Origin of the sequence: Pseudomonas sp. V98_8, assembly GCF_029967975.1 — a bacterium.
Taxonomy (GTDB): domain Bacteria; phylum Pseudomonadota; class Gammaproteobacteria; order Pseudomonadales; family Pseudomonadaceae; genus Aquipseudomonas; species Aquipseudomonas umsongensis.
Genome location: NZ_JASCAE010000055.1, coordinates 87,002 through 113,212, shown reverse-complemented (window position 1 = coordinate 113,212; position 26,211 = coordinate 87,002). Strand labels below are relative to the sequence as shown.

The window sequence follows — 26,211 nt, the reverse complement described above, 5'->3', positions numbered from 1 at the left end:
CGGCCAGCAGGTATTCGGCGGCCACGGTTATATCCGTGAGTGGGGCCAGGAGCAACTGGTGCGCGACGTGCGCATCACCCAGATCTACGAAGGCACCAACGGTATCCAGGCGCTGGACCTGGTGGGACGCAAGATCGTCGGCAGCGGCGGGGCGTTCTACAATCTGTTTGCCGACGAGATTCGCCACTTCACCGCAACGGCCAGTGCTGACCTGGCGGAGTTCACCAAGCCGCTCAACGATGCGGTGACGACGCTCGACGAGCTGACGGCATGGCTGCTGGACCGGGCGAAAAACAACCCGAATGAAATTGGCGCGGCGTCGGTTGAGTACCTGCAAGTGTTTGGCTACGTGGCCTATGCCTACATGTGGGCCTTGATGGCCAAGGCCGCGTTGGGCAAAGAAACGCAGGACGATTTCTACGCCAGCAAACTGGGCACCGCACGCTTCTATTTCGCCCGCCTATTGCCGCGCATTCACTCGTTGAGCACGTCTGTGAAGGCGGGTAGCGAATCGTTGTTCCTGCTGGGTGCAGGACAATTCTGATCGGGGAACCAGCGACAGAAAACCCCGCATTCGCGGGGTTCTTTGGTGAGACTGAGCGATTTTCCTCACCCCTCAGGATTCTCTACATCATTAATCACGCTGTATCTCTAGGTGAGATTGTGGTTTACACAATCCTTCCATAAACGGTGCGGAAGTCCTACAGCGAGCGACCGCTTTTGGCCGATCTCTGCCCATCATGATCGGCAGAGATCGGCCAAATGCGGTCGCTCAAAACACCTATTTATTCCGAGTGTCTTTACGCTACCAATAGTCAGATTTGTCAGATGTCTTGCATTGCGGTGTTACTACGGCCCCCCGTGTCACTCCAGAGTTCCGCAGTTAGTTGCGGCGAAAAAGTGCCGTCCTCCTGGGCTGCGTTATAGGGTGGGCGCGTCAGGAGTGAAGAAGAAAGCTAGGCCGAGGATCAGGTACACGGCGAGCAACTGCACGCCTTTGAGCCAGTCTGAGCGACCATCGCCAGCCACTTGGCCGGTGATCAACACCGCTAACAGGACGCTCAACACCAAACCGCCGGAAAAGGCCAAGCCCATGGGCAAAGGCCCAATGAAAAGACTGGCCAGTACCAGAAGTGGAGCGACCAGCAGGGCCACCTGGACGCTGGAGCCGATGGCGATCGACAGTGCAAGGTCCATGCGGTTCTTCATGGCGGCCGAGACGGCTGAGGCATGTTCGGCCGCATTGCCAAGGATTGCCACGACAAACACACCGACAAAGAGGTTGCTGAGGCCGAGCTGACGTGCACTTGGCTCGATGGCACCGACTAGGATCTCGCTGATCCAGGCGATCAGCACAGTGGCCACGCCAAGCACCGACAAAGCCTTACCAGTTGGCCAGGGTGGCGGCTGATCCGGGCTCTGCTCCATGCTGAAAGTACCGGAAAACAAGCTCTTGTGAGTAATCAGCGAATACACCAGGAACAAACCGTAGACCAGTAGCAAAATCAGAGAGATGTACAGGCTCAGCGATTGCAGACCTTGTGGGTTGCGGGGCGTGATGACGGCGTTGTAGGCGGCCGGCAGAATGAGGGCGATGGTGGCCAGGGTCAGCAGGGTAGCCTGGGAGCGAGCCCCCGAAATGTTGTACTGCTGTTCGCGGTGACGAAGCCCGCCAGCCAACATGGCGAGGCCCAACACCAGCAGGATGTTGCCGACGATAGATCCGACGATGGATGCCTTGACCACATCATGGAGACCCGCGCGCAAAGCGCTCAGGCCAATGATCAGCTCGGTGGCATTGCCGAAGGTCGCATTTAGCAACCCGCCAACGCCCTCTCCGGAGCGCTCCGCCAAATGTTCTGTAGCCTGTCCCAGCCAGCCTGCAAGCGGTACGATGGCCAATGCTGCCATCAGGAAGATCAGCAGGTGGAGGTCCGCTGCGAAGTATTCAAAGACAATTGCAATGGGAACGAAGACAAGCATCCAATTGAGCATTTAAGTCTTCCTCTCGCTGATGCGCAGCCACTATAGGGGATCGTAGGTCTCGCAAGAATGGTCTGCATTCCTTGTCTCGTCTAAAAACCAGGCGGCCAATAAAACAGAAGTGACTGAAAGTAAGAGCAACTGCCGACCATTTAGCCAATCTGTTGCGTCGACCGGTTGAATCCACACCCCATTGCGGACGTTGACTGTCGTAGGCTGTATACCTCGGCTTGCCGGGGTATACAGCTAGGTGGAAGGGTTAGGTAGCTGTGCTCCAGTAGTACATATTGGAGAAGAGAACAGTCTGTAGATTCTCCCTAGCCTCTTTGCCAAGGTAGCCGGGTTTAGTTGGGTTGGCTGTAGTCGGTCTGCAATTAACGATGACGCTAGGGCAATGCATACACCCGGAACAGCTTTTTCATCGTATCGTTGATCCCGCCCAGGTACTTGTCGTACCCCTGCTCGATGGCACCGGAACGATAGGCCTCGCTCAGGGCCGTATCGACCAGCAGGCGGAAGTCCTCGTCACCGCGTTCGACGATCATGGCCACCGGGGCGTACTCGAAGATGCGGTCCAGAACCATCAGGTCATCGTTGGTGCCGCCTTTTTCCACCTGGTTTTTCAAAAACATGCGCTCGGCAAAGAACGCATCGGCCTTGCGCGCGGCCACCAGCCCGGCCCCTTCTTCGGTATTGGCCACGGTCACCAGCGAAGCGATCACGCCGAGCATGCGCATCCGTTCACGAATCCAGTCTTCGGTCACACCTCCCTCAATGGTGGCGTACGTCTGGTTAGCCAGGCCGCGGTTGATCGTCGCCCGCCAGGTCGGGCCGGGGTTGGCCTCCTTGCCGTTGAGCGCGTTGAGCAGCGGTTGCGCGGCATCCTTGCGCACCAGTACCGAGAGGCCGGCGGTGTACACCGGTATCGAGTAGCTGATGGTCTTGCGCCGTTCGAGGGTCGGCGGAGTCGGCGTGCAGAGGATGTCGACCTTACCCAGTTTCACCGCACTGGTCTCTTCGGCAACCGTGACGGGCTGGTAGCGTACCTGCAGGTTGGGCAGATTGAGTTCGGTTTTGAGCTTGTCGGCGATCTTCAGGCACAGGTCGATGGCATAACCGCTAGCTTTGTCGCCTTGTGCAACGCTGAAGGGCGACAGGTCCGGCACGTAACCCAGGGTAAAGGCGTTGCTGGCGCGGATGCGCTCCAGAGTGTTGGCGCCCGCCACCAGTGGCAGCGCGGTGAACACCAGGGCAAGTAGCAGGCGAGTGGTTTTTGCAAATGATACGTTCATGTCTGGTTTCCCCGTGTACAAGTCTGTGCAGTCCTGGTTGCGATGCCTAAACATTGCCGGTCCTGGCCTGGGCGGCGGGTAGCACGTCGACGAAACGCTTGGCGAGGAAACCATAGAGCAGGTAACCCAAGGCGAGCACCAGGGTGCCGCCAAATACCGCATCCTTGCCGCAGGCATACAGGGCATACAACGAGTAGGCCACCGCCACCAGCAGCACCACCAGGTTGCGCGAGTACACCGCGGGTCCCACCTGGGCCTTGTGCATGATCACCAGCAAGCCGGTGAGCGCCGTTATGTAGGGGATCAGGTTGGTCACCGCCGCCAGGCTGACCAGTTTGCTGAACTGTGCCGCGGCATCGGGTGAGATGGTCGATATGGCCATGATCGTCTGCAGCACGCCGCAGACGATCATGCCGATCACGGGCGCATTGCTGGCGTTGACCTTGCTGAACAGCTTGAGGAACAGGTTCTGGTCGGCGGTCATCTTGGCGGTCTGGGCCAGGGTGAACTGCCAGCCCAGCAGCGAGCCGACGCAAGCCATGACCGCCAGCGCCATGACGATGTTGCCCACCATCGGGTTGAAAATCTTGGCGTAGACCAGCGCGAAAGGCGCCGAGGAATTGGCCAACTCGGCGTTGGGAATGATGCCCTGGATGACGGTGGTCGACAGCACATAGACCGTGGCGGCACCCAGGGTGCCGAACAGGCAGGCCAGCGGCACATTGCGCTTGGGATCTTCCACCGCGTCGGTGGCCTGGGCTGCCGACTCCATGCCGAGGAAGGCCCACAGGGTCAGGGGTATGGCCTTGCCGATGGCTTCGGAGATGGCCAAGTTGTTGGGGTTCCAGGCGGCCGCCAGCACATCGGAGTCGAACCAAAACCAGCCGATGATGCTCAAGCCCGCCACCGGAATGATCACCCCCCACACAGTGAAAGCACCGATCTTGCCGGTAATGCTGGGGCCACCGAAGTTGGCAATAATGGTGATCCAGATCAGCCCGACCGTGCCGACGAACAGCGGGATGGCACCACTGCTGAGCCAGGGCAGGAAGGCGCTCATGTAGCCCACCGCCGAGATCGCGACGGCGACGTTGGCGATCGCCAAGGACAGGAAGTATAGGTACGAGCAGAGGAAGAACCCCGACTTCGCATGGGCTTCCTCGGTGTAGGCGGACAAGCCGCCGGAACGCGAGCAGAACACCCCGCACTGGGCGAAGCAGTAGGCAATGGCCATCGAGCCGATCGCCGTGAAAATCCACGACAACAGCGAGACGGCCCCGAGTTGGGCCATGTTGGTGGGGAGCATAATGATGCCTGACCCCATCATGTTGACCGTGACCAGGGTGGTGAGCCCCATCAGGCCCATTTTCTTACTTGAATCAGCCATCGCAAACTCCTTGCCTTGTTCAAAGTTTTGAACCTGCGCCCGGCAATGACAGCAAGCGGCCGGACAAGGGCTAACGCTTACTGCTTGACCACATAAACCCTGTAGGTTGGGCGCCCCTGACTGTCGCGTTCGATCTCGACGCCATGGTTATCATGTTCAAAACCTGGGAAGCGGCCATCGAAGGCTTCCATCGCCAACAGGTAATCGACAATGGCTTTCTTGTCGTCGCCGGCTTTCTCACCAGGCATCATCAGCGGAATGCCCGGTGGATAGGGGACGATCTGTACGGCAATGGTGCGACCCACCATGTCGCGCACGGCAATCTGTTCAATTGCGCCCTTGACCAGCTTGGCGTAGGTGTCCCTAGGCGAGGACACTTGGTCGGGTAGCAGGGTGTAGGCCTCATCCATGTTCTGCAGCATTTTTGTGGCAAGCATGTCCTGGTGCATTTCATTGGCCAGATCCTTGAGGCCCATGCCGCTGTAGCGATCGCCATGGCTGTTGACCAGATCAGGCATGACCTGTTCGAGTGGCGAGTTGCCGTCGTAATGTTTTTTGAACTCCATCAGACCGGCCACCAGCGAGCCCCATTTGCCTTTGGTCACGCCCAGACTGAACAACAGCAGGATCGAGTAGGGCTCGGTCTTTTCAACCACAATGCCTCGGCTGGAGAGGAAGGACGACACCAGCGGCGCTGGGATGCCGCTATTCTCCATCTGGCCTTCGAGAGTTTGCCCCGGAGTCAGCACCGTGACCTTGATCGGGTCGAGCATGCAGTAGTCGCTGCCCAGGTCGCCGAATCCGTGCCAGGTGGCCTCAGGTTTGAGCACCCAGGCGTCACCTTGGCGGAGGATTTCGGGATCGACATCGACAAAGGGAACTCCGTTGACTTCATCCGGTTGCCAGACGCCGAACCACCAGTCCTTGGCGTTGCGCTGCTGTATTTCCTTGTTCAGGCGCACCATTGCCTGGCGAAAGGCGATGGCTTCGCCAATGGACTCATCAGTTAGGTAGCCACCGGCATCGTTCATCATTTTCGCCGAGACGTCGGTCGAGGCGATGATGCTGTACTGTGGCGAAGTCGAGGTGTGCATCATGAAAGCCTCGTTGAACAAGGCCGGTTTGACCGGCACCTTGCCTGAACGAATATGGATCATCGAGGCCTGGGATAGCGCAGCCAACAGTTTATGGGTGGAGTGGGTGACGGTGACGGTGGCGTCGTCAGCATGCCGCTCGCCGCGGTGCATGCCGTAGCGGCCTTCGTACAATGGGTTGAAGCGGGCATAGGCGTACCAAGCTTCATCGTAGTGGATACGGTCGACGCTTTGGCTCAGCTCGCGGGTGGTGGTTTGCACGTTGTAGCACAGGCCGTCATAGGTCGAGTTGGTCAGCACTGCTAACACGGGTTTGGCAGTTTTGTTGGTCGCCAACGGGCTTTCGGAGAGTTTCTGCGCAACGGCGGCAGGGGTCAGTTCTGTGCGTGGCACCGGCCCGATCAGGCCGCGTGCATTGCGCCGTGGACGCAAGTACAGCGGTACTGCGCCGGACATGTTCAAGGCATAGTTCAACGATTTGTGGCAGTTGCGGTCCACCAGCACGGCATCGCCATCCGTCACCGCCGAGTGCAGGACGATCTCGTTGCTTGCGGAGCTGCCGCCCACGGAAAAGAAGGTGAAGTCGGCGCCGAATACTCGTGCGGCATATTTTTCCGCTTCATCGATCGGGCCGGAGTGGTCGTTGAGCGAGCCCAATTCGCCGACCGAAACGCTCAGGTCAGAGCGCAACATCTGCTCGCCATAAAAGTCGAGAAATGCACGACCAACAGCAGTCTTCATGAAGGCAGTTCCGCCGGTGTGCCCCGGGGTGTGCCAGGAATACTCATGGGTGCCGGCGAAGTTTACCAACGCGCCAAAAAACGGCGGCAAGATGCTGTCCAGGTAGCGGCGAGATGCGGCTTCGATGCGCCCGGCGATAAACTCCGGGCTATCTTCGGGCTGCCAGATAAAACCGTCGATGTGCTCCACGAAGGCCAGCGGCACTTGGCTCTGATGCGCCCGGCTCATGCCGAGCATGATCGGCAGCTGTGCCGTGCGCCGACGGATCAGCTGGATCAGCTGTAGCGCCAAGTCCTGGTTGGCTTCGCAAAGGCCCCAGCCGATGATTGCGCAACAGTAGGCCGAGTTGGCGCTGACGGCGATTTCGGCCTCTTCCAGCGACCCGGCCAGCTCTACCTCCAAATCATGTTCATGCAGAGCGGCAGCTATCGCCTCGACGCTACGTAGAATGATGCTGTCGTTATGCTCCTGGGTGTTGGCCACGATCAGCACCGGGAATCGCTGCGCCAAGTCAACTGGCAATCGGGTTTGCGAGTAACTCATGCATATCTCCTTGAGCAATTATTTGGACGCAGCATCAGGCCTTAAGCACGTATCCATAGGCGCGGGTTCGACCGCCTTCTTCTTTCAGGTACACGCCCTGCAGTTCCGGCGTGAAGCCGGGCAAAGCGTTGATGCCTTCCTCCAGCGCGAGGAAATACTTCAGTACCGCGCCACCCCAGATTTCCCCCGGCACCACGCACAACACACCGGGCGGGTAGGGCAGCGCGCCTTCGGCAGCGACACGGCCATCGGCATCGGCCAGCGCGACCAACTCGACATTGCCACGGATGAATTCGATTTGAGCCTGTTGCGGGTTCATGGCTTTTTTCGGGAAGTGCTCCTTGCGGAACATGTCCTTCTGCAATTGCTGCACATTATGGCTGCGGTAGAGATCGTGCATTTCCTGGCAGAGCTGGCGAATCGTGTAGTTGCGATAGCGGTCTTCAAAGCGTGCATAGATGGCCGGCAGCACCCGGCTCATGGGCGCGTCATCGCTGATGAACTGTTCGAAGCGGGCCAGTTGCGCGGCCAGATGGGCCATCTTCGCCCAGTCTTCGGCGGGCGTGAGCAGGAACAGGATCGAGTTGAGGTCGCACTTTTCCGGAACGATGCCGTTCTGGCGCAGGAAGTTGGCGAGGATGCCGGCGTGGATGCCGAAGTCGGTGTAACTGCCGTCAATCGGGTCAATGCCGGGAGTGGTAAACAGCAGCTTGCAGGGGTCGATGAAGTACTGCTTGTCGGCATAACCGGGGAAGGCATGCCAGCGATCCTTGGGGTGGAACTCGAAGAAACGCAGGTCGTTGGCGATGGCGTCGGTGGGGTGGTCCTGCCAGGGGCGGCCGTCGATGGTTTCCGGCACGAACGGACGCACCAGGGTGCAGGCCTCGAGGATCAGCTTGCGCGCGTTGATGCCGAATTTCACGCAGTCTTCCCACAGGCGCAAGCCACTGCGGCCGGCGTGGATACGCGCATTCACATCCAGTGAGGCGAACAGCGGGTAGAACGGGCTGGTGGAGGCCTGGGCCATGAACGCGTTGTTCAACCGCGCGTGATTGCAGTAGCGCGCCTGGCCCTTGATGTGGCGGTCCTTCTTGTGGATCTGCGAGGCCTGAGAGAACCCGGCTTGCTGTTTGTGCACCGATTGGGTGACGAAAATCCCCGGGTCGTCTTCGCCCAGGTCCAGCAACATGGGCGAGCAATCCTTCATCATCGGGATGAACTGTTCGTAGCCCACCCACGCCGAGTCGAACAGGATGTAGTCGCACAGCTTGCCGATGCGGTCGACCACCTGGCGCGCGTTGTAGACGGTGCCGTCATAGGTGCCCAGTTGAATGATCGCCAGGCGAAACGGCCGCGGCAACTGAGCCTTGTCCGGGGCGACTTCCTTGATCAGCTCGCGCAGGTAGTTTTCCTCGAAGCAATGGGCGTCGATGCCGCCGATGAAGCCGTAGGGGTTGCGCGCGGTTTCCAGGTACACCGGCGTGGCACCGGCCTGGATCAATGCGCCCTGGTGGTTGGATTTATGGTTGTTGCGATCGAACAGCACCAGGTCGCCAGGCGTCAGCAGGGCATTGGTGACCACCTTGTTCGACGCCGATGTGCCGTTGAGCACGAAGTAGGTCTTGTCCGCGTTGAACACTGTCGCGGCATGCTTCTGCGCCTGCAGGGCCGGGCCTTCGTGGATCAGCAGGTCGCCAAGCTTGACGTCGGCGTTGCACATGTCGGCACGGAACAGGGTTTCGCCAAAGAAATCGAAGAACTGGCGGCCGGCGGGGTGCTTGCGAAAAAACTGGCCGCCCTGGTGACCGGGGCAGGCGAAGGTCGCATTGGCGGCCTCGGTGTAGTGCTTGAGGGCGTCGAAGAAGGGCGGCAACAAATTTTCTTCGTAAGCCTTGGCGGCGGTTTCGAGTTGGTTGCCGTAGTACTCGGCATTGTAGTTGGAGAGGTCAAACACGCCGTTGACCTGCAGAATGACATCTTGCAGCTGCTTGTAGACTTCTAAGGAGCGATTGCCGCGGCCCTGCGATGCAACCAGAAAAATCGGGATGTCGAAGCCGGTTCGCTTGATGGAATCCAACGCCCCTGCAGCCAAATCATCCACTGAAAGAACTGCGACGGCGACGTCGGTAAAGTCGGTCTGTTCGAGAGGAACGACTTCACGGGCAGTACGGAAACAATCTCGCGTCGCTTCGCTGGCAGCGATTTTCAAAGCGTTCATAACCAGACTCTCTCGATTTCATGACGTCGAAGTTCCTGGGCAAGTCTCTTCAGAGGCACTACTGTCCGGGGTTAGGAGCGAATTTCCTCATTGGGTATAGTCCATTTTTTTAGGTTGATATTTTTTTAGATTTTTTTTGCCGGGCCCTACGGATTTTTTTGGGGCATGGCGAAAGCCGTCGGACTATTGTGGTTTATAGAACTTTCGGTTCTCAGTAACCGGCACGGATTCACACGCTACGCTTCTGCCTGAAGCTTTCTGGTATTCAGGCGCAAACGTTGCGAAAGGGGAATCAACCCGTGCAGGTAATTTTCACGTTTCTCAATGCCAACCCCTACATGTTGTTGTTCCTGGTGATCAGCCTGGCGGTGCTGATCGGCCGCTTCACCTTCAAGGGGTATGGTTTGGGCACAGTAGGTGGCGCCATAGTGGTGGGTTGTGGCGTTGCCATTGCCGCATCCCTCTATGGCATCACGCTCAAGCTAGACACCTTCACCATGAACCTCTTCTACTTTTTGTTCATGTACGGGGTAGGGTTGCGGGTTGGTCCTTCGTTCCTCAATAGCCTCAAGGACGACGGGCTGAAGTTCACCCTCCTGGCGGTCATCTGCAGCTTGGTCAGCCTGGCCGTGGTGGTATTGGGGGCTCGTCTTCTGAACTTGCCGACAGGCGCGGCGGGCGGCATTCTCGCCGGGGCCACGACCATGTCCTCTGCGATTGGCTCGGCCGAACAGGCGGTTGCCTCAGGTGCCGTCAAACTTGCACCGGGCGACACTGTCGAGGGGGTGTCAGCGATGATTACCCTGTCCTATGGCATTACCTACATATGGGGCACCGTCGGCATCGTCCTGATGTGCAAATACATGCCGCGCTGGTGGGGTGTCGATGCAAAGGCGGCAGCCCGTCGCTATGAAGAGCAGCATGGCATGCATGATGTCGAGTACGACGGCCTTTCAGCTAACAAGGCCTTCGGATTGCGTGCTTATCGCCTGGAAAATCCCGCGACCATCGGCCTCAGCATCCGCGAATTCATCGCTCGGTTCCCTGAATATCGCATCGTCGATGTGCATCGCAGCGAGGAATCGATTGGAGCAGATCCTGAAATCCGGCTGCAGTCGGGGGATGTGATTGCCCTTGGAAGTACGCGTACAGGCCTGACCTCCAACATCGGTCTGATCGGCCCGGAAGTCGATGACGCCAAGGCGCTCGCCGTAGCACTGGACCATGCGGAGATTCTTGTCACCGAGAAAGACGTCATCGGCAAGACGCTAAAGGAGTTTCGCGGCCTGGATCTGGCCGGGCAACTTCAGTTGACGCGCCTCCAGCGCGGCGGTGTACCGCTACCAGTGGGGCCGGAGACCCGGTTGCAACGCCGCGACGTGCTTTTCGTCACCGGCCTGTCCGGCGCCGTGCAACGCGCAGGTGATTTGTTTGGCGTCATCGCCCGGCCAAGTAGCATGACCGATCTGTTAACGCTGTTTGTCGGCATGACCCTGGGGCTGCTGATCGGCTTGGTCCAGTTCCCGGCTTTTGGCGCTTCTGTCGGCCTGGGTAGCGCTGGCGGCCTGATGGTGTCGGGCATCATCGTCTCGTCGCTGTCCTCGCGCCTGCGCTTCTTCGGCAATACGCCGAACGCAGCGCGCAACATCCTTGAGGACATGGGGCTGCTGGTGTTCGTTGCGATTGTGGGGATCAATGCCGGTGCCACCCTGTTGGCCCAACTGACGGGTACGCTCGCCGTACAGATATTCCTGGTGGGATTCATCGCCTGCATGCTCCCGCCTTTCGCCGTCTGGGTGATTGGATATCACATGATGAAGATCAATCCAGCGGTGCTGATGGGTGGCATGGCCGGCGCCCGCAGTCATTCCGGCCCGTGCCAGGAGGCCGCGACAGAGATCGGCAGCAACGTGCCGTGGGTCGGTTTTCCCGTCGCCTTTGCCGTCTCGGGAGTCTTGCTTACGGTATTCGGCTACTTCGCCATGGTTCTCGCGGATTGACACTGACTGGCAAGCCGAGGTGTACCAGCCCATAACGACCGTCTGCTTCTGGCCGGAACCGCCCATAAGCGACCGTCTGCTTTGTAAGCAATCTGTTCAATTGCCCGCCCAGCCTCAGCTCAGCCTATGGCGGAGATGAACTAGACTTCCCACATCATTCTTCAAGGACGAGCGCCATGTCAGATAACTCAGACTGCAAGATCGCCACGGCGGACGCTCTGACATTGCTCCTGCACAATCAGCATGCCTTAGGCGCAGCGATAGAAGAAGTAACCAAGTGGCTCTCAGAAAATGGAGTGGGAAGTGTCGCTGCTAACGCAATGTCGGCCATGGAAACGCTGGACACAAATGCTCAAGCCATCACAGATTCCATTATGAGGTTACGCCAGTCATAGATATGAACTGCCCTGATTCTGTAGACAAAAATGACTGGCAGTTATGGGGCAAATAACGGCCACGACGCACTGTGACTGATCCACCCTTGTCCTCCCTCAACCTGGAGGACAAGCCATGAACTCAACTTCTATATATCGCCATCAGCCTTGGAACAAGGGAAAGCTCGTCGGGCAAAAGGCGCCGCTCCGAGTCAGAGATATTTGGGCTATCCGCGGAAGACTTCAGCTTGCTGAGAGGACAAGGGATCTGGCGCTCTTCAACTTAGCTATCGACAGCAAATTGCGTGCCTGTGACTTAATCAAGCTGCGAGTCCGAGACATAGCCCATGGGGAACATGTGTCGTTTCGGGCTATCGTGATGCAGCAGAAAACCCATCACCCAGTGTAATTTGAAATCACTGAGCAAACCCGAACGGTTCTGGAGGCCTGGATGCATCAAGATCACCTCCGCTGCGAGGATTTCTTGTACCCCAGCGGTATGCACGACTCAGACCATCTCTCCAGCAGGCAGTACGCTCGAATAGTCAAAGCGTGGGTGACCGCCATTGGTCTTGATCCAACCATGTATGGTACTCACACGCTACGGCGCACCAAGGCTTCGTTGATCTATCGCAGGACAAAGAATCTGAGAGCAGTTCAAATCTTGCTGGGACATACGAAGCTTGAAAGCACCGTCAGGTATTTGGGCATTGAGGTTGATGACGCCCTCGAAATGGCAGAGCAGATAGAAGTCTGACCATCCACTGCGACGGTCTATGCTAGACCGTCGCTATCCGACCCATAGCTGACGTTGGGAAAGAGTCCAGAGTATCCGGATCGGAAGCCCGGCTTTACGGATACCAGGTTGAAGTGAGGCCTAAAAGGTAACCACTCCATGTTGGTTATTTCTGGTGGTTACTGACCCGGTACAATCCTGCCCCAGCCAGCATGGACAAATACTTAGCGAGATAGATGATATGGCGTCAGTGGGATCATACGGCCTGTCTCCACTCAGAATGCGGTGGGAGAAAGATCCATGCTCATGCTTGTGTCGATAGATATCCGATACTTTTTTGTGTCGCCTGCACTCATCACCAAGGATCGCTCTTTCAGCCCGCCACCACACATGGTTGTGGAGTTGGCGCCAATGATCCTCTCACCAACAGGCAGGTAAAATTTAGCGGTTTCCCCTGAGCCTATCTCTGCCGATTTTTCCCCGTCGATGTACAAGATGGTGTAGCACGCTGAGCCTGTGAAGCCACTATCACGAGTGACTATCAGTGTCCCGTATTGGCCGGTGGGCTTACTCTGAAATGCTGTAAGCCTACTTGCAGGAACGGGGGCGGCTTGGTCTGAGGGAATGGGCGAGGTTGAACAACCCGCCAAAATTATCGAAGAGATCGCAAGCAGTCCGATTAAACGCATAGTCTGGTTGTCCATTCACGACTCAATAGAGCGCGGAAATTACCACGCTCCTGTGTGAATTTTAAGTCCTTGGTGTGCCTATGGTGGGCAATTGCACGGGCTTGCCCACCTGTTTTCATTCGACCTGACAGCCTTTTGCATCGGGTTGGACCAAGTCGTTTCGTGGCCATGATAGGCAGAGAACGACCCATCGCTGCCGGTCAGCAATGGCTGAAATTGGCCGAAGTCGGCCATCTCTACCGACCCATACTCATGCAGCCACTAGAGCCTCTGCGTCACTCGGCACTTGGGAAACGCCGAACAGCCCCAGAACTGTTGCCCCGCATTCGGGCCGGACTTCACGGTGCGAATGAGTAATGCATTGCCGCATTTTGGGCACTTGCGTTCAGCTGTTGGATCATTGCGGCGCTTGAGGTTTTGCACATGTTCACGGTGGGTGGCCAGACTTGGCGGACGCCGGCCGCTTTGCAGAGCTTGCACGAGTGCTTCAACTTCAGCCTCAGTGAATACCGGCTGCTTGAATGACTTGATGTAACGAATGAAGCCACTACCCTGGGTGACATTTTCGGGCATCTCAGATTTGAAGGTGCTTGCGCCAACAAAAGTGACAACCGAGTGCAGATGTTCCGGTTCTACGCCGAGAGTGGTCTGCAGGGCCTTGAGATGTTTGTAGTTCTGCCGCAGTGGGTTCTGGAACGTGAATGTCTTTTTATACAACTTCTGTGTCCACTGCGATTGCCTTTCGCTACCGAATATCCAGCCACTTTTATTCTTGGTCTCCACAACGAAGATGCCGTAGGGAGACAGAAATACATGGTCAATTTGGGTGGTTCCATCGATCGTATTCAGCGTGATGTTGTGCATGCGACGGTAAATTCGCTTGTCCAGTCGACATCTGGCAACCAGCCGTACCAGGAGCTCGCCGATGTGCCCCTTTGCCCAGCGTGATTGCAGTAGACCGATTAGCAGCAAAGGCGGGATAAACCAGTGAAGAGCATCCCAAAACTGCATGAAGCTATGAGTGAAGTCCATTCCTCTGTCTCAATGTGTAACTGAATAGAACATCAATGGACCATAGCGCGACACGAGGGTTTTTCCATTTCGAATTTACTCTCGAGAATTTTGTGAATCGACCCTGCATTTGTAGGCGCACGGAATGGCTGCTTCTGGCCGTTCTCTGCCGGTCATGTCCACGAATCGTGCTGGTCAAATCCGATGCAAATGACTGATCAGGTCGAATGCAAATGGGTGGTCAAGTCTGCGCAATTGCCCATGCATAAAGCGTCGTTTGAACGAGCACTCTATTCTTGTGTGTGCACGGGGGGAAATTTAGCGATAGGTGTCTCATGAATCTACGGAAATCCATAGCACGACTGGTAACTTTGGCAGTCGTAGGATTGGCGTTTTTGCTCGGCTGGTTCGCTTGGGAGCACTACACCCGCGCGCCTTGGACTCGGGATGCAAGGGTGAGGGCCGATGTTGTAACCCTATCGGCCGATGTTGCGGGGCGCATCGTCAACCTCGGTGTGCAGGACAATCAATATGTGGAGAAAGGCCAACTGTTGCTGGAAATAGACCCCTCACGGTATGCCCTGGCAGTGGATCATGCCAAACGTTCGGTGGAAGTGGCCAAGGCTGCTCTGGGTCAATCCGAAGCGACCATTGTCGCGAGTCAAGCATTGCTCAAGCAGCGCCAAAGTGAGGAACTCCGTCGGCGAACCCTCAAGGAGCGCGCAGCGATCTCAGGAGAAGAGTGGGAAAAGTCCAGCACAGACGTGTCGGTCGCCCAAGCCGATTTGTTGCGCAACCAGGCCAACCTGGGTTTTGCCCAGGCCAATGTGCAATTGGCCATCGCCGCACTGGCCGAGGCAGAGCACGATCTGGAGCGTACACGGGTTGAATCGCCTGTTAATGGCTATGTCACCAACCTGCTGACTCGTCAGGGCGACTATGCCACGGCAGGCGGTCCGCTGGTGGCGTTGGTTGACAGTAAATCATTTTATATTGGCGGTTACTTCGAAGAAACCAAGTTGCCGAGGATCGAAGTGGGCAGTCCGGTTCGTATTGAACTGATGAGTGGTGAGATCTTCAGTGGCGTCGTGCAGAGCATTGCGTTCGCCATCGCTGATCGGGAGAACTTGCCAGGCAATCGATTGCTGGCGAACATTAACCCCAGCTACACCTGGGTCAAACTTGCACAGCGGGTCCCCGTAAGGATTCAGATTGACCCCCAATACTCTGGAAAAGAGCACCTACGTGCTGGCACCACTGCCACGGTTACTGTGCTGGAAGGTTTGGACAATGCGCGGAAGTCACGATGATTGTGCTTCGTCTTCGCAGGCACCAGGGGCAGTGGTGCTGAATGTTATTCCCGGCCACCCGGCGACTGCCGAAGGCATATTTTTGCCGAGCCGCAGCGTTGCCCGCAAATCAGCAATTATTCTATCCCGCTGTGCCACTTCCTCATCCCTCAGGCGCAACGTTAGCGCCAGTGCTTGAATGTGCTGAGCACATCGAACAGCTACCGCTTTGTATTGTTTGGCCTTAGCGTTTTCTGCTCGCCGCAGCTCGCCGAGCTCTCTTTCGAGGCGTTTTACCTTGTCCAAGAGACTCATCGGATCGCTTTCAGACAGTTGGCTCTGGGCTCTTGCGATGTCGGCCAATATGTCTGGGAACCGGTACAAGGTAGCCCTACCAACATGGGCCTCCCTTGCTACGTTACTGGGTGTCAGTTTGGCATCGGTACGAACCGGGCGCCCGCGGATGATTCGATCAATCGCGTCGATTATCTTTTGCTTGGTCTGTTCTGTCCTCTTCATGCTTAATCCTCAGGCGCGTCATTTGACTTTGCTGACATCGGTCCGATCAGTAGCGGAGTTATGATTGATTCGACTCTCGTACGTTCTCGTTCCAATGCCTCCTTCTGCGCATCATTTATACCTTTCGTGCGCAGCATCTTATCTAGGTCACTCGCCAGAACTTGCCACGCAGGTAAATGCCGGCGAGATATACAAGCATTAGCGCATCGGTCCGGGCTACAGAAACTGGTGATCGGCTGGCGCGGCTTATCCTCCGAAGCATACGGCTTGCATGCTGCACGATCGGGATCGTAGAAACAGTAGCTGTAAGGCCCCACATGAAACGTTTTTTTATTGTGCTTTAGATAGAAAAGGACATCATCAAATCGCCTATCTCCGGCGGTACCGAACAGCTCAAGAATCTCTTTGGATTTAACTCCTGCAACGGCACCTTCAGATACGTCATAAGCTAGGTCAGTCATGACCTCATCAATAAGTGCAGCCTCCTCTTGGGCTACAAGTTTGTTCCAGCTGGGATCACTGGCGGCGTAGCCTTGAGTGGTGGTGATTCGCGCGTGGCCGAACAGATTTTTCCCCGCAATGATGCCGAACGGTTGCCAGACGATCCATCGAGCTAGGGATCGCCGAAATTGTGAGGTTTTTAGCTCCCATTGCCTTCCATCTGCATTCGCTACCGCAGCCCCATAACTGTTTGTAGCCAAGGTCAGCAGTCGCCTCAAGTTGTTCGTTGTGGTGCTGTTGGTCCCGAAACGGGAAAACAACCGGACTTGGTCGAAGGCCGGATCAGCCAACGCCAATTTCTCCAATGATTTTATAGCATCATAAACTTCTTTGATGACCACCCAAGTCCGCTCTTCGCCACCTACTTCATCATCAATATCTTCGTCGGCATTCTTGAATGTTCGCCCTTTTACTCGATATATCTTGGGTTGTCCTGCTTTGTCGTACTCCACGGTTGCCGCGTTTAGACCGAGCGAACGTACTTCGCTATCTCTCATGGCTGATAACCCAGCGATGATGACCATGAACGCGGAGTAGACAATACCAACGTCACGCTCTAGAACTCGCCACTTGTTGTAAAAATAAGTCTCGCCGTCCACGTTCGGGTTAACGAAAAGTCGGTGTCGTTTGAGCTTTGTTCTCAGTTCTGTAAATTGTTCACAACGCTTTTTTAATTCGTTTTGAGACGGCTTTTTCATTAATGGGGGCGGTGCTTGACTCAGTACTCGTATAAGGGGGGCAATGACGTCGTCCTGTATGAGTTGTATCGAAAGTTTATACAGAGGTTGCATAACTTCGTCAGGAATTATTTCGGTTCGATTTTCCCCTGTGTTCTGATAATTTAAGACGCGAGTCACAGCGCGGCCATTCCAGGGGTTGAAGCTTAAGCCGTAATCAATTTTCTGCTTGTGAAGCCACATAAGTGGAATAGGAATGAGTGCGCGCACCACAAACGCCTCAGATCGCTTGCCTTTGCCCTTGTTTTTAGGTGAGCTTTTTAACCACTCTACATACCGATCAAGGTCACGTTGTGTTGCGGCAGAAAAACTAAATTTTCCCTCGGCTACCAGCCAGCGCGCCAACATTTTAAGGCATAAAATGTCCTCAACAACAGTTTGAGCTTTTACTTTTCTCGGTCCTTGGGCGGCGCCATTTTGAAATATTCGCGCGTGAGCATATTCCCTCAAAGTCATATCAAATTGGAGATTGCCAAGGTCAGAAAATTCGCTGTCGTTTTGGCTGAATATTTTGCCCCAGTGGATCCGGCTTCTGCTATTGGGGGCTCGGACCTCCTGTTCAAAATTCCATACATCATCAATAAATCGTGAAATCTTAGAAACTGGTGCGTCATCTTTGACGTGCCGAGACAAGGAGTGACCCCATGGAAGAGGAGAAGCAGCATTGCTGGCAATCATATTAGAATGTCCTCATTTCAGGTGGCACATAAGGGCTAAACTCTTTTGCAGCGGTTTTCGCCAATGTAATCGCTTCGCTTGAAAAAGCCGGCAGTATGTGTAGGGTAATAAGAGCATAGGGGTAACCGAATTTCTTTTCCCATTCTTGTTCAGAAATTAAGCGGCGTTGTTCAAGGAAGAAATCCATGTACCACAGGACTTTGGGAAGGGTGCGGCTTGTCCATATGGAGTTTGGGCATCCAAAACACGCCCAAACTTTTCTACATAGTTGCCCCGAAACACCTCCGGGGGCATTGAACATGTCCTTGCAGTCCGCAATAAGCATTTCCTGTTGACCATTCAAGATTGCTTCGGCAGAGACTATATCGGTATTGATAATTGATGCGGCCTCGGCGGCGTTATTGCCGTCGGGAACAACAACGCCCGAAAAAAACGAATGAAATTGATTTTGTCCATTCATGATGGCTTGATTATGAACATCTTCGGTCATACGGTTATTAATATACTCAACCGTGGTACTGTCCCGGCGATGGTCGTGCCCCGCGATCAGCAAATCTCCATTGGAATGTCGATAGCTCAATGTTTTCCAAGTCGGTCTGAGTCTATCCGCGCGTAGTTGCAAAGGAGTGCCATCGTCGTGCTTAAGATTGTGTCGTTTGGCAAACGCGCGGACAGCTCTGGAGAAAGAAACTGGAGACGGACCCGAAATGAAGTTGTCCCGCTTTTTATTTACTACCAACCAGAGTGAAGTATCGTTCACGAGCTCATTACATTTACTAGAAAGCTTTAGATATGTTTGGATTAGCCCGCCTGGGCTAAACGTTCCCTCAGTTCGCACAGGTTGAGTCATTGCTCCTGCGGATCTCAATTTAACGTAATGAAGAAGGGTTTCATGTGGTGTGGTTGTTTGCTCTTCAAGACAGTTTCTTTTAAGGCGCATAGCGCTCTCTGGGTTCAATCCTGTCTTAATGCACAACAACAGATAAAATGGCACCACGTCTTCCAGTGTTGGATACATAGCGCGATAGGGTTCTTTGGTAGTGCCCCATAAACGTCCGCTTTGCTCGCGCAATTCTTTAAAGGAGATGTACCGCCCCTCGTATACATGCTCCAAATACCAAACAATGTTCGCCAAACTGGTCCAGCCATATTCTCGAGGATCTTTTCCGACTTGTCGAAGCTCCTCTTTTTCTGTGACTAATCGAGTCACGGTTTTTCTGATGTCATCGCGACAAGCTTTCTCGATTTGATAAATTTCCTGATCGGTATACGGTTGTTTGTGCTCAACCTTTTTCGGCTTGTTGTTACCTGTCATTAAGGAGATGTGCTGAAGGACGTTTTCGGGATAGGTGCCAGGATTGATGTTTTCGATCTCAAGGAAAAACTGTTTCATGTGACACAACCGTTGGTGCCCGGTACTTGCCCCAGCCAAAGATTTGAGGCCTTCTGAAAGTTCGTCCAATACAGCGACAGTAATATCGCTGAGCTTTTTTATGGGGGGTGCACCTAACGCTTCACGGGCCTGCATAACCTTGCTGAATGCAGACAAAGTGCCTTGGTAGGTACGCATGGAGGAAGGGGATCTACACACATCCAATGTCTTTTGCACCGCGATCAAAAAAGATTGAGCTAAACTTGGACGGTCGCCGAGTACGGATAGGTCAATCCATCCTGTTCCTCGATCCGGAAAGGTTCGCTCGATGCGCAGTTTCTGGATGCCTTGAGTGTTCAAGGTTTCTTCCTCGGGGACTGCCCGGAAAGTAAGCCGATTCTGTCGAATGGAGGGGAGCGGTGGATCGTCCTTGTTATTCATATGATGTACTCCTGACGCAGTAGATCTTCGATGCCGCTAAATTCAGCTGACCACTCACTGATGGCAATATCCGTTAACCTATCGTGAAGATTGATGTAATCAAGGTATTTGTAAGTAGTCGATATCTGAGCGTGCCCCAGCAATTGTTGGACTTTTCGGAGAGGGTCTTCGCAGATGCGTAGATATGTCTGTTTATCGAGAGGGGTATTTTCTTCTCGCGGCTTGTTCACCATAAGTTGGATCAGTTTTGATAATGTGTAGATCGCAAAGGAGTGACGGAGAAAGTGTGGGGTACAATCCACGCCGGAAATAAATGTCGCGCGCTTGAAAAGTTTTTCGACTGCATTCTTCGATAAAGGGTTTCCCTCTTCGTTGAGCCATATCTCTGCCGGGACTTTGTACAGTGGATCACGTTTTTCACGGTTTTCTACGTAGGTACTCCTTTCGTCCTCACAAAACCGATGTACGTCACGAAGTATTTTTTTTGGTATCCGAATTAACCTGCTTTTTTTTCCTTTGGTCGTTTCTCGCCTCAATCTCATCGGTACCGATTTCATATGCGTGAACTGTGAGTCTTCCGGATTAGGAAGCTCGTCGTACCGCATAAGTAATGCCTCCGTAATACGCATGCCGGTCTGAATTAGAAGCGTCGATAACACGATATTTCGGGAGGACGTTCTGGAACGACGACCGCCAACCTTACGCATTCCCCCCATAAAAATTCGAAACTGTTCGACGGAAAGAAAACGGACTCTATCCTCAGAGTTTCTGTCACGCATACCAACTCCGCCCCTGACTAAATGGATCTCGCCATCCAAGAGCGCCCGCTTCCATTTGTAGGGAACGGGAGTTTCTGAAATAAAATTTTGCAACATGGCCCAATCGTAAAACCTAGCAATTGCAGCGATACCCAGGTTCCAAGTGCTTGGAGATACGCTAGCGACCATACGTCTCACTCGGTAGTAAGCGTGCAAGTCCTTATGTTTTGCTTCACGCCACGTTTTACCCTGAGCCAATAGCCAGCGAAACCAGAGGTCCAGCTGTTCGGCATAGGTGCGCAATGTTCCAGTACTGCTAGCCCCATCTGTTGATACGAAGCTGAAAAAACTACTCAAATCGTGATCAAAGAGTCCGGCTTCATTGAGGTAGAAAGGGAGACCGTCGAATACGCCAATTACTTTTTCTATTCCCTCTATGAGATTGTCCGATAACCGGTACGGCGCTCCATCGACCAATAGAGGTGATCCATCAATCTCGATCGTCTCTTTCAAACTCGAGATATCAGAGTAAAACAGATGCATGACACCCTCCCGCGGCGCTCCGCCTTCTGTTGCCCATCCGAATCAGCCATCCGTGAGATTAGACAACATCAGAAAATCTCGCTTTTTTGAGACGGTCTGAGCGGTCAACCAAATCGTTTTACGTCAGCGGCTATTTCGAAGAAACCAAACTGCCACGGATCGGCGAGGGTGATCGGGTCGACATCGAGTTGATGAGCGGCGAACGTTTCGGTGGCACTGTGCAAAGCATCGCCTTTGCCATTGCCGACCGGGAAAACCTGCCGGGCGGCCGCTTGCTGGCGAACATCAACCCCAGCTACACCTGGGTCAAGTTGGCGCAGCGGGTGCCGGTGCGGATCAAAATCGACGAAGACTATGCCCGTAGAGACAAATTGCGCGCCGGTACAACGGCTACCGTGACGGTTCGGGAGAGCCACAACGCCCAAGATCACCGCTGACCCCTGTAGGAGCTGCCGAAGGCTGCGATCTTTTGATTTTGAAAAGCAAGATCAAAAGATCGCAGCCTTCGGCAGCTTCTACAGTGGGGTGTTGTCTGCTGGATGGGTAAAAAAAGCCCCGCGACCGAATGGGGCGCGGGGCAAAGAATTGGTTGGTTGCGGCCAACCAAAGGAGCTCTGTATTGCTCGGGGCGGCGTTCTGACGACAATGCGTTAAGTCAGGTGCCCAACGGCGCCCTCGGGTTTTTCGCGAGCATGCTCGCTCCTACAACCGTCTCTGGTTGCCAGCCGCCACCGAGGGCCTTGTAGATCGCGACAATGCCGCGATACAGGTCGACTTCGGCCTGGGCCTGGGTGTCTTCGGCCGCCAGGCGTTCACGCTGGGCATCGAGCAGCACGAGGAAGTCGGCGGTGCCCTCGCGGTAGCGAATCTCGGCGAGGTCGGCGGCAGAACGGCTCGATTCGCTCTGGCGAATCAGCGAAATCAGTCGCTGCTGGCGCTTGCCATAGTCGCTGAAGGCGTTTTCCGATTCTTCCAGGGCCAGCAACACCTGCTGCTCGTAGGTCGCCAGGGCGCCTTCGGCATCGGCGTCGGCGCCGCGTATGCGGGCCTTTACACTGCCCAGGTCAAACGCCGCCCAGGTGATGCTCGGGCCCAGTGCCCAGGCGTTGGCCGCCGAGGAGCCGATCTGCGAGCCACGTCCGGCGGTCCAGCCGAGGAAGCCGCTGAGGCTCACCCGTGGAAACAGGTCAGCCTTAGCCACGCCGATACGCGCCGTGGCCGACGCCAGTTTGCGCTCGGCACTGAGGATGTCCGGACGGCGTTGCAGCAGTTCGGCGGGATCGCCAATCGGCAGGGCCTTGGCAATCGCCGGCAAGTCTTTGGGGCTCAGGTCCACGGCCAACTTGTCCGGACGCTGGCCGAGCAGGGTGGCGATGCGGTTTTTCTGTCGCACCTGCTCGGCCTGCAACTGCGGCACACTGGCTTCGACCGAAGCCAGGCGCGCATCGGCACGTTCCACATCGAGCTGGTCGCCGACGCCGGCATCCCGCAGGCTGATGGTGATCTTGCGCGACTCCTGCTGGTTGTTCAGGTTGGCCAGGGCAATTTTTTCCCGCAGTTGTGCACCGCGAAGCTGGCCATAGGCGTCCACCAGTTCGGCAATCATGGTCACTTGCAGCTGGTACAGATCAGCCTCGAGTGCCTGTTGCTCGGCATTCGCCGATTCCAGGTTGCGCTGGATGCGGCCAAACAGGTCGATCTCCCAGGCCATGTCCAGCCCCAGGTCATAGCGTTCGCTGTTGACACGGTCGGTGGTCTCGCCAGGAATCTGCCCTTTGCCCAAGTCACTGCTGACCCGGCTGGTGATGGTCGGCATGGCGTCATTGCTGACGTCATCGCGGATCGCCCGGGCCGCTTTCCAGCGAGCGAAGGCGACACGCAGGTCACGGTTGCCCTTGAGGGACTCGGTCACCAACTGGTTGAGGGTCGGGTCTTCGAACTGCTGCCACCAGATGCCTTCGAACCGCGAACGGTCGAAGTTCTTCTGGCCGGCTGCGCCCTGCGTGGCCGCGGTGATGTTGGCAGGCTCGGTGGCGGGGGACTTGTAGTCCGGGCCGACCGCACAGGCGCTCAGCGCCAGTACCAGCAGGCTCGGCAGAAAGGCTTTCAGACTCATTAATGCGACTCCAGTTGCGATTGCACTTTCAAGACCTTGGCCGCTTTGCGCGCTTGACCACGTTCGACGAAGTTGCGGATCAGTACGTAGAACACCGGGGTCAGCAGCAGGCCGAAGAAGGTCACCCCGAGCATCCCGGAGAACACCGCCACACCCATGGCGTGACGCATCTCGGCACCGGCGCCGCTGGAGAACACCAGGGGTACCACACCCATGATGAACGCAAAGGAGGTCATCAGGATTGGCCGCAGACGCAGGCGGCAGGCTTCAAGCACCGCCGCCAGCGGATTCATGCCTTCGAGCTGTTTATCCTTGGCAAACTCGACGATCAGGATCGCGTTCTTACAGGCCAGTCCCACCAGTACGATCAAGCCGATCTGGGTGAAGATGTTGTTGTCGCCTCCCGAAGCAATAACACCGGTAATGGCTGACAGCAGGGTCATCGGTACGATCAGGATCACCGCCAGTGGCAGGCTCCAGCTTTCGTATTGAGCCGCCAGTACCAGGAACGCCAGCAGTACGCAGAGCGGAAACACGAACAGCGCGGTGTTGCCGGACAGGATCTGCTGGTAAGTCAGGTCGGTCCATTCGTAGGTCATGCCGTTGGGCAGTTCTTCCTTGAGCAGTTTTTCGATGGCTTTTTCCGCCTGGCCGGAGCTGTAGCCCGGGGCTGCGGCACCGTTGATTTCAGCGGTGATGAAGCCGTTGTAGTGCATCACGCGATCGGGGCCCGAGGTGTCGCTGACCTTGATGAAGGTCGCCAGCGGGATCATTTCGCCCTTGTTGTTGCGCACCTTGAGTTGGCCGATCTGGTCGGATTCGAGGCGGAACTGTTGTTCGGCCTGGACGTTGACCTGATAGGTTCGACCAAAGCGGTTGAAGTCGTTGGCATACAGCGAACCCAGGTAGATCTGCAGGGTGTCGAAGATGTCGCTGACGGCCACGCCGTGGGTCTTGGCTTTCTCCCGGTCGATGGCGGCATCGACCTGGGGCACGTTCACCGTGTAGCTGGTGAACAACCCGGCCAGTTCCGGAACGTTGTGGCTCTTGGCGATGATGTTCATGGTTTCCTTGTACAGCTCTTCGTAGCCCAGGTTGCCCCGGTCTTCGATCTGCAGGCGGAAACCGCCGATGGTGCCCAGGCCTTGTACCGGTGGCGGCGGGAAGATCGCCATGTAGGCTTCCTGGATCCCGGCGAACTGCCCGTTCAAGGCACCGGCAATCGCACCGGCGGACATGCTCGGATCTTTGCGCTCATCGAACGGCTTGAGGGTCACGAACACGATGCCGGCGTTCGGGCTGTTGGTGAAACCGTTGATCGACAGGCCAGGGAAGGCCACCGCACTTTCCACGCCAGGCTGTTTCAGGGCCAGGTCGGACATGCGCTTGATCACGTCTTCGGTGCGGTCCAGGCTCGCCGCATCCGGCAATTGCGCGAACGCCACCAGGTATTGCTTGTCCTGGCCGGGTACGAAACCGGTCGGGGTACTGGAAAAACCGAAGAACGTCAGCACCATCAGGCCGGCGTACAGCAGCAGGGCGATGCCGCTTGAACGAATCACGCGGGCAACGGTGCCGACATAACCATGGCTGGCTTTTTCAAAGAAACGGTTGAACGGACGGAACAACCAGCCGCCGAACAGCTTGTCCAGGACCTTGGAAAAACGGTCTTTCGGCGCGTCATGGCCCTTGAGCAACACAGCGGCCAGGGCGGGCGACAGGGTCAGGGAGTTGAAGGCCGAGATCACCGTCGAAATCGCGATGGTCAGGGCGAACTGCTTGTAGAACTGGCCGGTCAAGCCGGAGATGAACGCTGCCGGAACAAACACCGCACACAGCACCAGGGCCGTGGCAATGATGGGGCCGGTCACTTCACGCATGGCGCGCTTGGTGGCTTCGACCGGGGTCAGTCCGAGCTCGATATTACGCTCGACGTTTTCCACCACCACGATCGCATCGTCCACCACGATACCGATCGCCAGCACCAGGCCAAACAGCGACAGCGCGTTCAACGAGAAACCGAACAGATGCATCACGGCAAAGGTACCGATCAGCGATACCGGCACCGCCACCAGTGGAATGATCGAGGCGCGCCAGGTCTGCAGGAACAGGATCACCACCAGCACCACGAGGATCAGCGCTTCGAACAGGGTGTGGACCACCGCCTCGATGGAGCCGCGTACGAAGATCGTCGGGTCATAAACGATGCTGAAATCCATGCCTTGCGGGAAGTTCTTCTTCAGTTCGGCCATTTTCGCCCGAACTTCGTTGGAGATCTCGATCGCGTTGGAACCCGGGCGCTGGAAGATCGGGATCGCCACCGCCGGCTGGTTGTTCAGCAGCGAGCGCAGGGCGTATTGGCTGGAGCCCAGTTCAACCCGCGCGATATCTTTGAGGCGAGTGATTTCACCATCGTCGCCAGAGCGAATGATGATGTTCTCGAACTCTTCCTCACTGACCAGGCGGCCCTGTGTGTTGACCGACAACTGGAAGCTTTGCGCATTCGGTGCAGGCGGCGCACCCAAGGCACCGGCAGCCACCTGGCGGTTCTGCTCACGGATGGCGGTGACCACGTCGGTGGCGGTCAGGTTGCGCGAAGCGGTCTTGTTCGGATCGAGCCACACGCGCAGCGAATAGTCGCCCATGCCGAACAGCTGCACATCACCGACACCGCCCAGGCGCGCCAGCTCATCCTTGATATTGAGGATTGCGTAGTTGGACAGGTACAGCATGTCGTAGCGTTTGTCCGGCGAGGTCAAGTGCACGACCATCGTCAGGTCGGGCGATGCCTTGTCCACGGTAATACCGATGCGCGTCACTTCCTCGGGAAGTTTCGGCTCGGTGCGGGTCACGCGGTTCTGCACCTGCACCTGGGCGTTGTCCAGGTCCGTGCCCAGGGCGAAGGTGATGGTCAGGGTGATCTTGCCGTCGGCAGTCGACTGCGAGGACATGTACAGCATGTTCTCGACGCCGGTGATCGCTTGCTCCAGGGGAGCGGCCACGGTTTCACCGATGACTTTGGGGTTGGCACCCGGGAAGTTGGCACGGACCACAACGGTCGGTGGCACCACTTCCGGGTATTCGCTGATCGGCAGCTGGAACAGCGAGATGGCACCGGCGATCAGGATCAGCAGCGACAGCACCGCGGCGAAGATCGGCCGTGAAATGAAAAATTGGGAAAAATTCATC

General features: G+C 56.1%; 16 protein-coding genes and 2 pseudogenes. 6 read left to right on the top strand and 12 right to left on the bottom strand.

What is annotated here, in order from left to right:
- The coding region (locus QLG10_RS19305) for an acyl-CoA dehydrogenase (protein WP_282487861.1) at window positions 1-544 on the top strand (544 nt) is incomplete at its 5' end.
- 377 nt (window positions 545-921) lie between these two features.
- Here QLG10_RS19305 and cax read toward each other — a convergent pair.
- From cax to speF, 5 genes are all read right to left on the bottom strand, one after another.
- Window positions 922-1,995, bottom strand: coding sequence for a calcium/proton exchanger (cax, locus tag QLG10_RS19300; RefSeq protein WP_282487860.1), 1,074 nt, complete (start codon window positions 1,993-1,995; stop codon window positions 922-924).
- Window positions 1,996-2,369: 374 nt separating this feature from the next.
- Entirely contained in the window at window positions 2,370-3,275 is a 906-nt protein-coding gene (locus tag QLG10_RS19295) for an amino acid ABC transporter substrate-binding protein (protein WP_282487859.1), read from the bottom strand.
- Between the two features lie 46 nt (window positions 3,276-3,321).
- Complete coding sequence (gene potE / locus QLG10_RS19290; RefSeq protein ID WP_282487858.1) at window positions 3,322-4,662, bottom strand: putrescine-ornithine antiporter; 1,341 nt, start codon at window positions 4,660-4,662, stop codon at window positions 3,322-3,324.
- A gap of 77 nt (window positions 4,663-4,739) precedes the next feature.
- Window positions 4,740-7,040: an Orn/Lys/Arg decarboxylase N-terminal domain-containing protein gene (locus tag QLG10_RS19285; protein ID WP_282487857.1), complete on the bottom strand. Its 2,301-nt coding sequence runs from the start codon at window positions 7,038-7,040 to the stop codon at window positions 4,740-4,742.
- Window positions 7,041-7,074: 34 nt separating this feature from the next.
- Window positions 7,075-9,258 (bottom strand): ornithine decarboxylase SpeF, encoded by a 2,184-nt coding sequence (gene speF, locus QLG10_RS19280; protein WP_282487856.1) that lies wholly within the window; start codon window positions 9,256-9,258, stop codon window positions 7,075-7,077.
- A gap of 299 nt (window positions 9,259-9,557) precedes the next feature.
- On the opposite strand from speF, the gene QLG10_RS19275 reads away from it, so the two are divergent.
- From QLG10_RS19275 to QLG10_RS19265, 3 genes and pseudogenes are all read left to right on the top strand, one after another.
- Complete coding sequence (locus QLG10_RS19275) at window positions 9,558-11,258, top strand: TrkA C-terminal domain-containing protein (protein WP_282487855.1); 1,701 nt, start codon at window positions 9,558-9,560, stop codon at window positions 11,256-11,258.
- A gap of 176 nt (window positions 11,259-11,434) precedes the next feature.
- Window positions 11,435-11,653 (top strand): hypothetical protein, encoded by a 219-nt coding sequence (locus QLG10_RS19270; protein WP_160109237.1) that lies wholly within the window; start codon window positions 11,435-11,437, stop codon window positions 11,651-11,653.
- Between the two features lie 115 nt (window positions 11,654-11,768).
- A pseudogene (locus QLG10_RS19265) lies at window positions 11,769-12,389 on the top strand (tyrosine-type recombinase/integrase).
- Window positions 12,390-13,318: 929 nt separating this feature from the next.
- On the opposite strand, the gene QLG10_RS19260 reads toward QLG10_RS19265, so the two are convergent.
- Window positions 13,319-14,089, bottom strand: a complete 771-nt coding sequence (locus QLG10_RS19260; protein ID WP_282487854.1) for an NERD domain-containing protein — start codon at window positions 14,087-14,089, stop codon at window positions 13,319-13,321.
- Between the two features lie 314 nt (window positions 14,090-14,403).
- Between QLG10_RS19260 and QLG10_RS19255 the strand changes: the two genes are divergently transcribed.
- Window positions 14,404-15,378 carry an HlyD family secretion protein gene (locus tag QLG10_RS19255; protein ID WP_282487853.1) on the top strand — a complete coding sequence of 325 codons (975 nt, stop codon included), beginning with the start codon at window positions 14,404-14,406 and terminating at the stop codon, window positions 15,376-15,378.
- On the opposite strand, the gene QLG10_RS19250 is transcribed toward QLG10_RS19255, so the two are convergent.
- Genes QLG10_RS19250 through QLG10_RS19235 form a run of 4 tightly spaced genes read right to left on the bottom strand, consistent with a single transcriptional unit; the run spans window position 15,370 to window position 20,906 of the window.
- Window positions 15,370-15,876, bottom strand: coding sequence for a hypothetical protein (locus QLG10_RS19250; RefSeq protein WP_282487852.1), 507 nt, complete (start codon window positions 15,874-15,876; stop codon window positions 15,370-15,372). The genes QLG10_RS19255 and QLG10_RS19250 overlap by 9 nt on opposite strands.
- Window positions 15,877-15,878: 2 nt before the next feature.
- A complete protein-coding gene (locus tag QLG10_RS19245; RefSeq protein WP_282487851.1) occupies window positions 15,879-17,792 on the bottom strand; it encodes a hypothetical protein in 1,914 nt (637 codons plus the stop codon).
- Window position 17,793: 1 nt separating this feature from the next.
- Window positions 17,794-19,605, bottom strand: coding sequence for a hypothetical protein (locus QLG10_RS19240; RefSeq protein ID WP_282487850.1), 1,812 nt, complete (start codon window positions 19,603-19,605; stop codon window positions 17,794-17,796).
- On the bottom strand, window positions 19,602-20,906 hold the full coding sequence (locus QLG10_RS19235) for a site-specific integrase (protein ID WP_282487849.1): 1,305 nt from the start codon (window positions 20,904-20,906) through the stop codon (window positions 19,602-19,604). The genes QLG10_RS19240 and QLG10_RS19235 overlap by 4 nt, the downstream gene beginning before the upstream one ends.
- A 113-nt stretch (window positions 20,907-21,019) precedes the next feature.
- Here QLG10_RS19235 and QLG10_RS19230 point away from each other — a divergent pair.
- Window positions 21,020-21,343: pseudogene (locus tag QLG10_RS19230) on the top strand (HlyD family secretion protein); the annotation flags it as partial.
- 218 nt (window positions 21,344-21,561) lie between these two features.
- Here QLG10_RS19230 and QLG10_RS19225 read toward each other — a convergent pair.
- Both QLG10_RS19225 and QLG10_RS19220 read right to left on the bottom strand, forming a co-directional pair.
- Window positions 21,562-23,022 carry a TolC family protein gene (locus QLG10_RS19225; protein WP_110747416.1) on the bottom strand — a complete coding sequence of 487 codons (1,461 nt, stop codon included), beginning with the start codon at window positions 23,020-23,022 and terminating at the stop codon, window positions 21,562-21,564.
- Window positions 23,022-26,210, bottom strand: coding sequence for an efflux RND transporter permease subunit (locus tag QLG10_RS19220; protein WP_248677605.1), 3,189 nt, complete (start codon window positions 26,208-26,210; stop codon window positions 23,022-23,024). Before QLG10_RS19220 ends, QLG10_RS19225 begins: the two co-directional genes overlap by 1 nt.
- Window position 26,211: the final 1 nt, after the last annotated feature.

What these genes read in the sequence shown, in the direction of transcription:
- QLG10_RS19260 (WP_282487854.1), bottom strand. Translation starts at nt 14,089, where the DNA reads ATGGACTTCACTCATAGCTTCATGCAGTTTTGGGATGCTCTTCACTGG.
- QLG10_RS19250 (WP_282487852.1), bottom strand. Translation starts at nt 15,876, where the DNA reads ATGAAGAGGACAGAACAGACCAAGCAAAAGATAATCGACGCGATTGAT.
- speF (WP_282487856.1), bottom strand. Translation starts at nt 9,258, where the DNA reads ATGAACGCTTTGAAAATCGCTGCCAGCGAAGCGACGCGAGATTGTTTC.
- QLG10_RS19285 (WP_282487857.1), bottom strand. Translation starts at nt 7,040, where the DNA reads ATGAGTTACTCGCAAACCCGATTGCCAGTTGACTTGGCGCAGCGATTC.
- QLG10_RS19240 (WP_282487850.1), bottom strand. Translation starts at nt 19,605, where the DNA reads ATGAATAACAAGGACGATCCACCGCTCCCCTCCATTCGACAGAATCGG.
- potE (WP_282487858.1), bottom strand. Translation starts at nt 4,662, where the DNA reads ATGGCTGATTCAAGTAAGAAAATGGGCCTGATGGGGCTCACCACCCTG.
- QLG10_RS19270 (WP_160109237.1), top strand. Translation starts at nt 11,435, where the DNA reads ATGTCAGATAACTCAGACTGCAAGATCGCCACGGCGGACGCTCTGACA.
- cax (WP_282487860.1), bottom strand. Translation starts at nt 1,995, where the DNA reads ATGCTCAATTGGATGCTTGTCTTCGTTCCCATTGCAATTGTCTTTGAA.
- QLG10_RS19245 (WP_282487851.1), bottom strand. Translation starts at nt 17,792, where the DNA reads ATGATTGCCAGCAATGCTGCTTCTCCTCTTCCATGGGGTCACTCCTTG.
- QLG10_RS19225 (WP_110747416.1), bottom strand. Translation starts at nt 23,022, where the DNA reads ATGAGTCTGAAAGCCTTTCTGCCGAGCCTGCTGGTACTGGCGCTGAGC.
- QLG10_RS19220 (WP_248677605.1), bottom strand. Translation starts at nt 26,210, where the DNA reads ATGAATTTTTCCCAATTTTTCATTTCACGGCCGATCTTCGCCGCGGTG.
- QLG10_RS19255 (WP_282487853.1), top strand. Translation starts at nt 14,404, where the DNA reads ATGAATCTACGGAAATCCATAGCACGACTGGTAACTTTGGCAGTCGTA.
- QLG10_RS19295 (WP_282487859.1), bottom strand. Translation starts at nt 3,275, where the DNA reads ATGAACGTATCATTTGCAAAAACCACTCGCCTGCTACTTGCCCTGGTG.
- QLG10_RS19235 (WP_282487849.1), bottom strand. Translation starts at nt 20,906, where the DNA reads ATGCATCTGTTTTACTCTGATATCTCGAGTTTGAAAGAGACGATCGAG.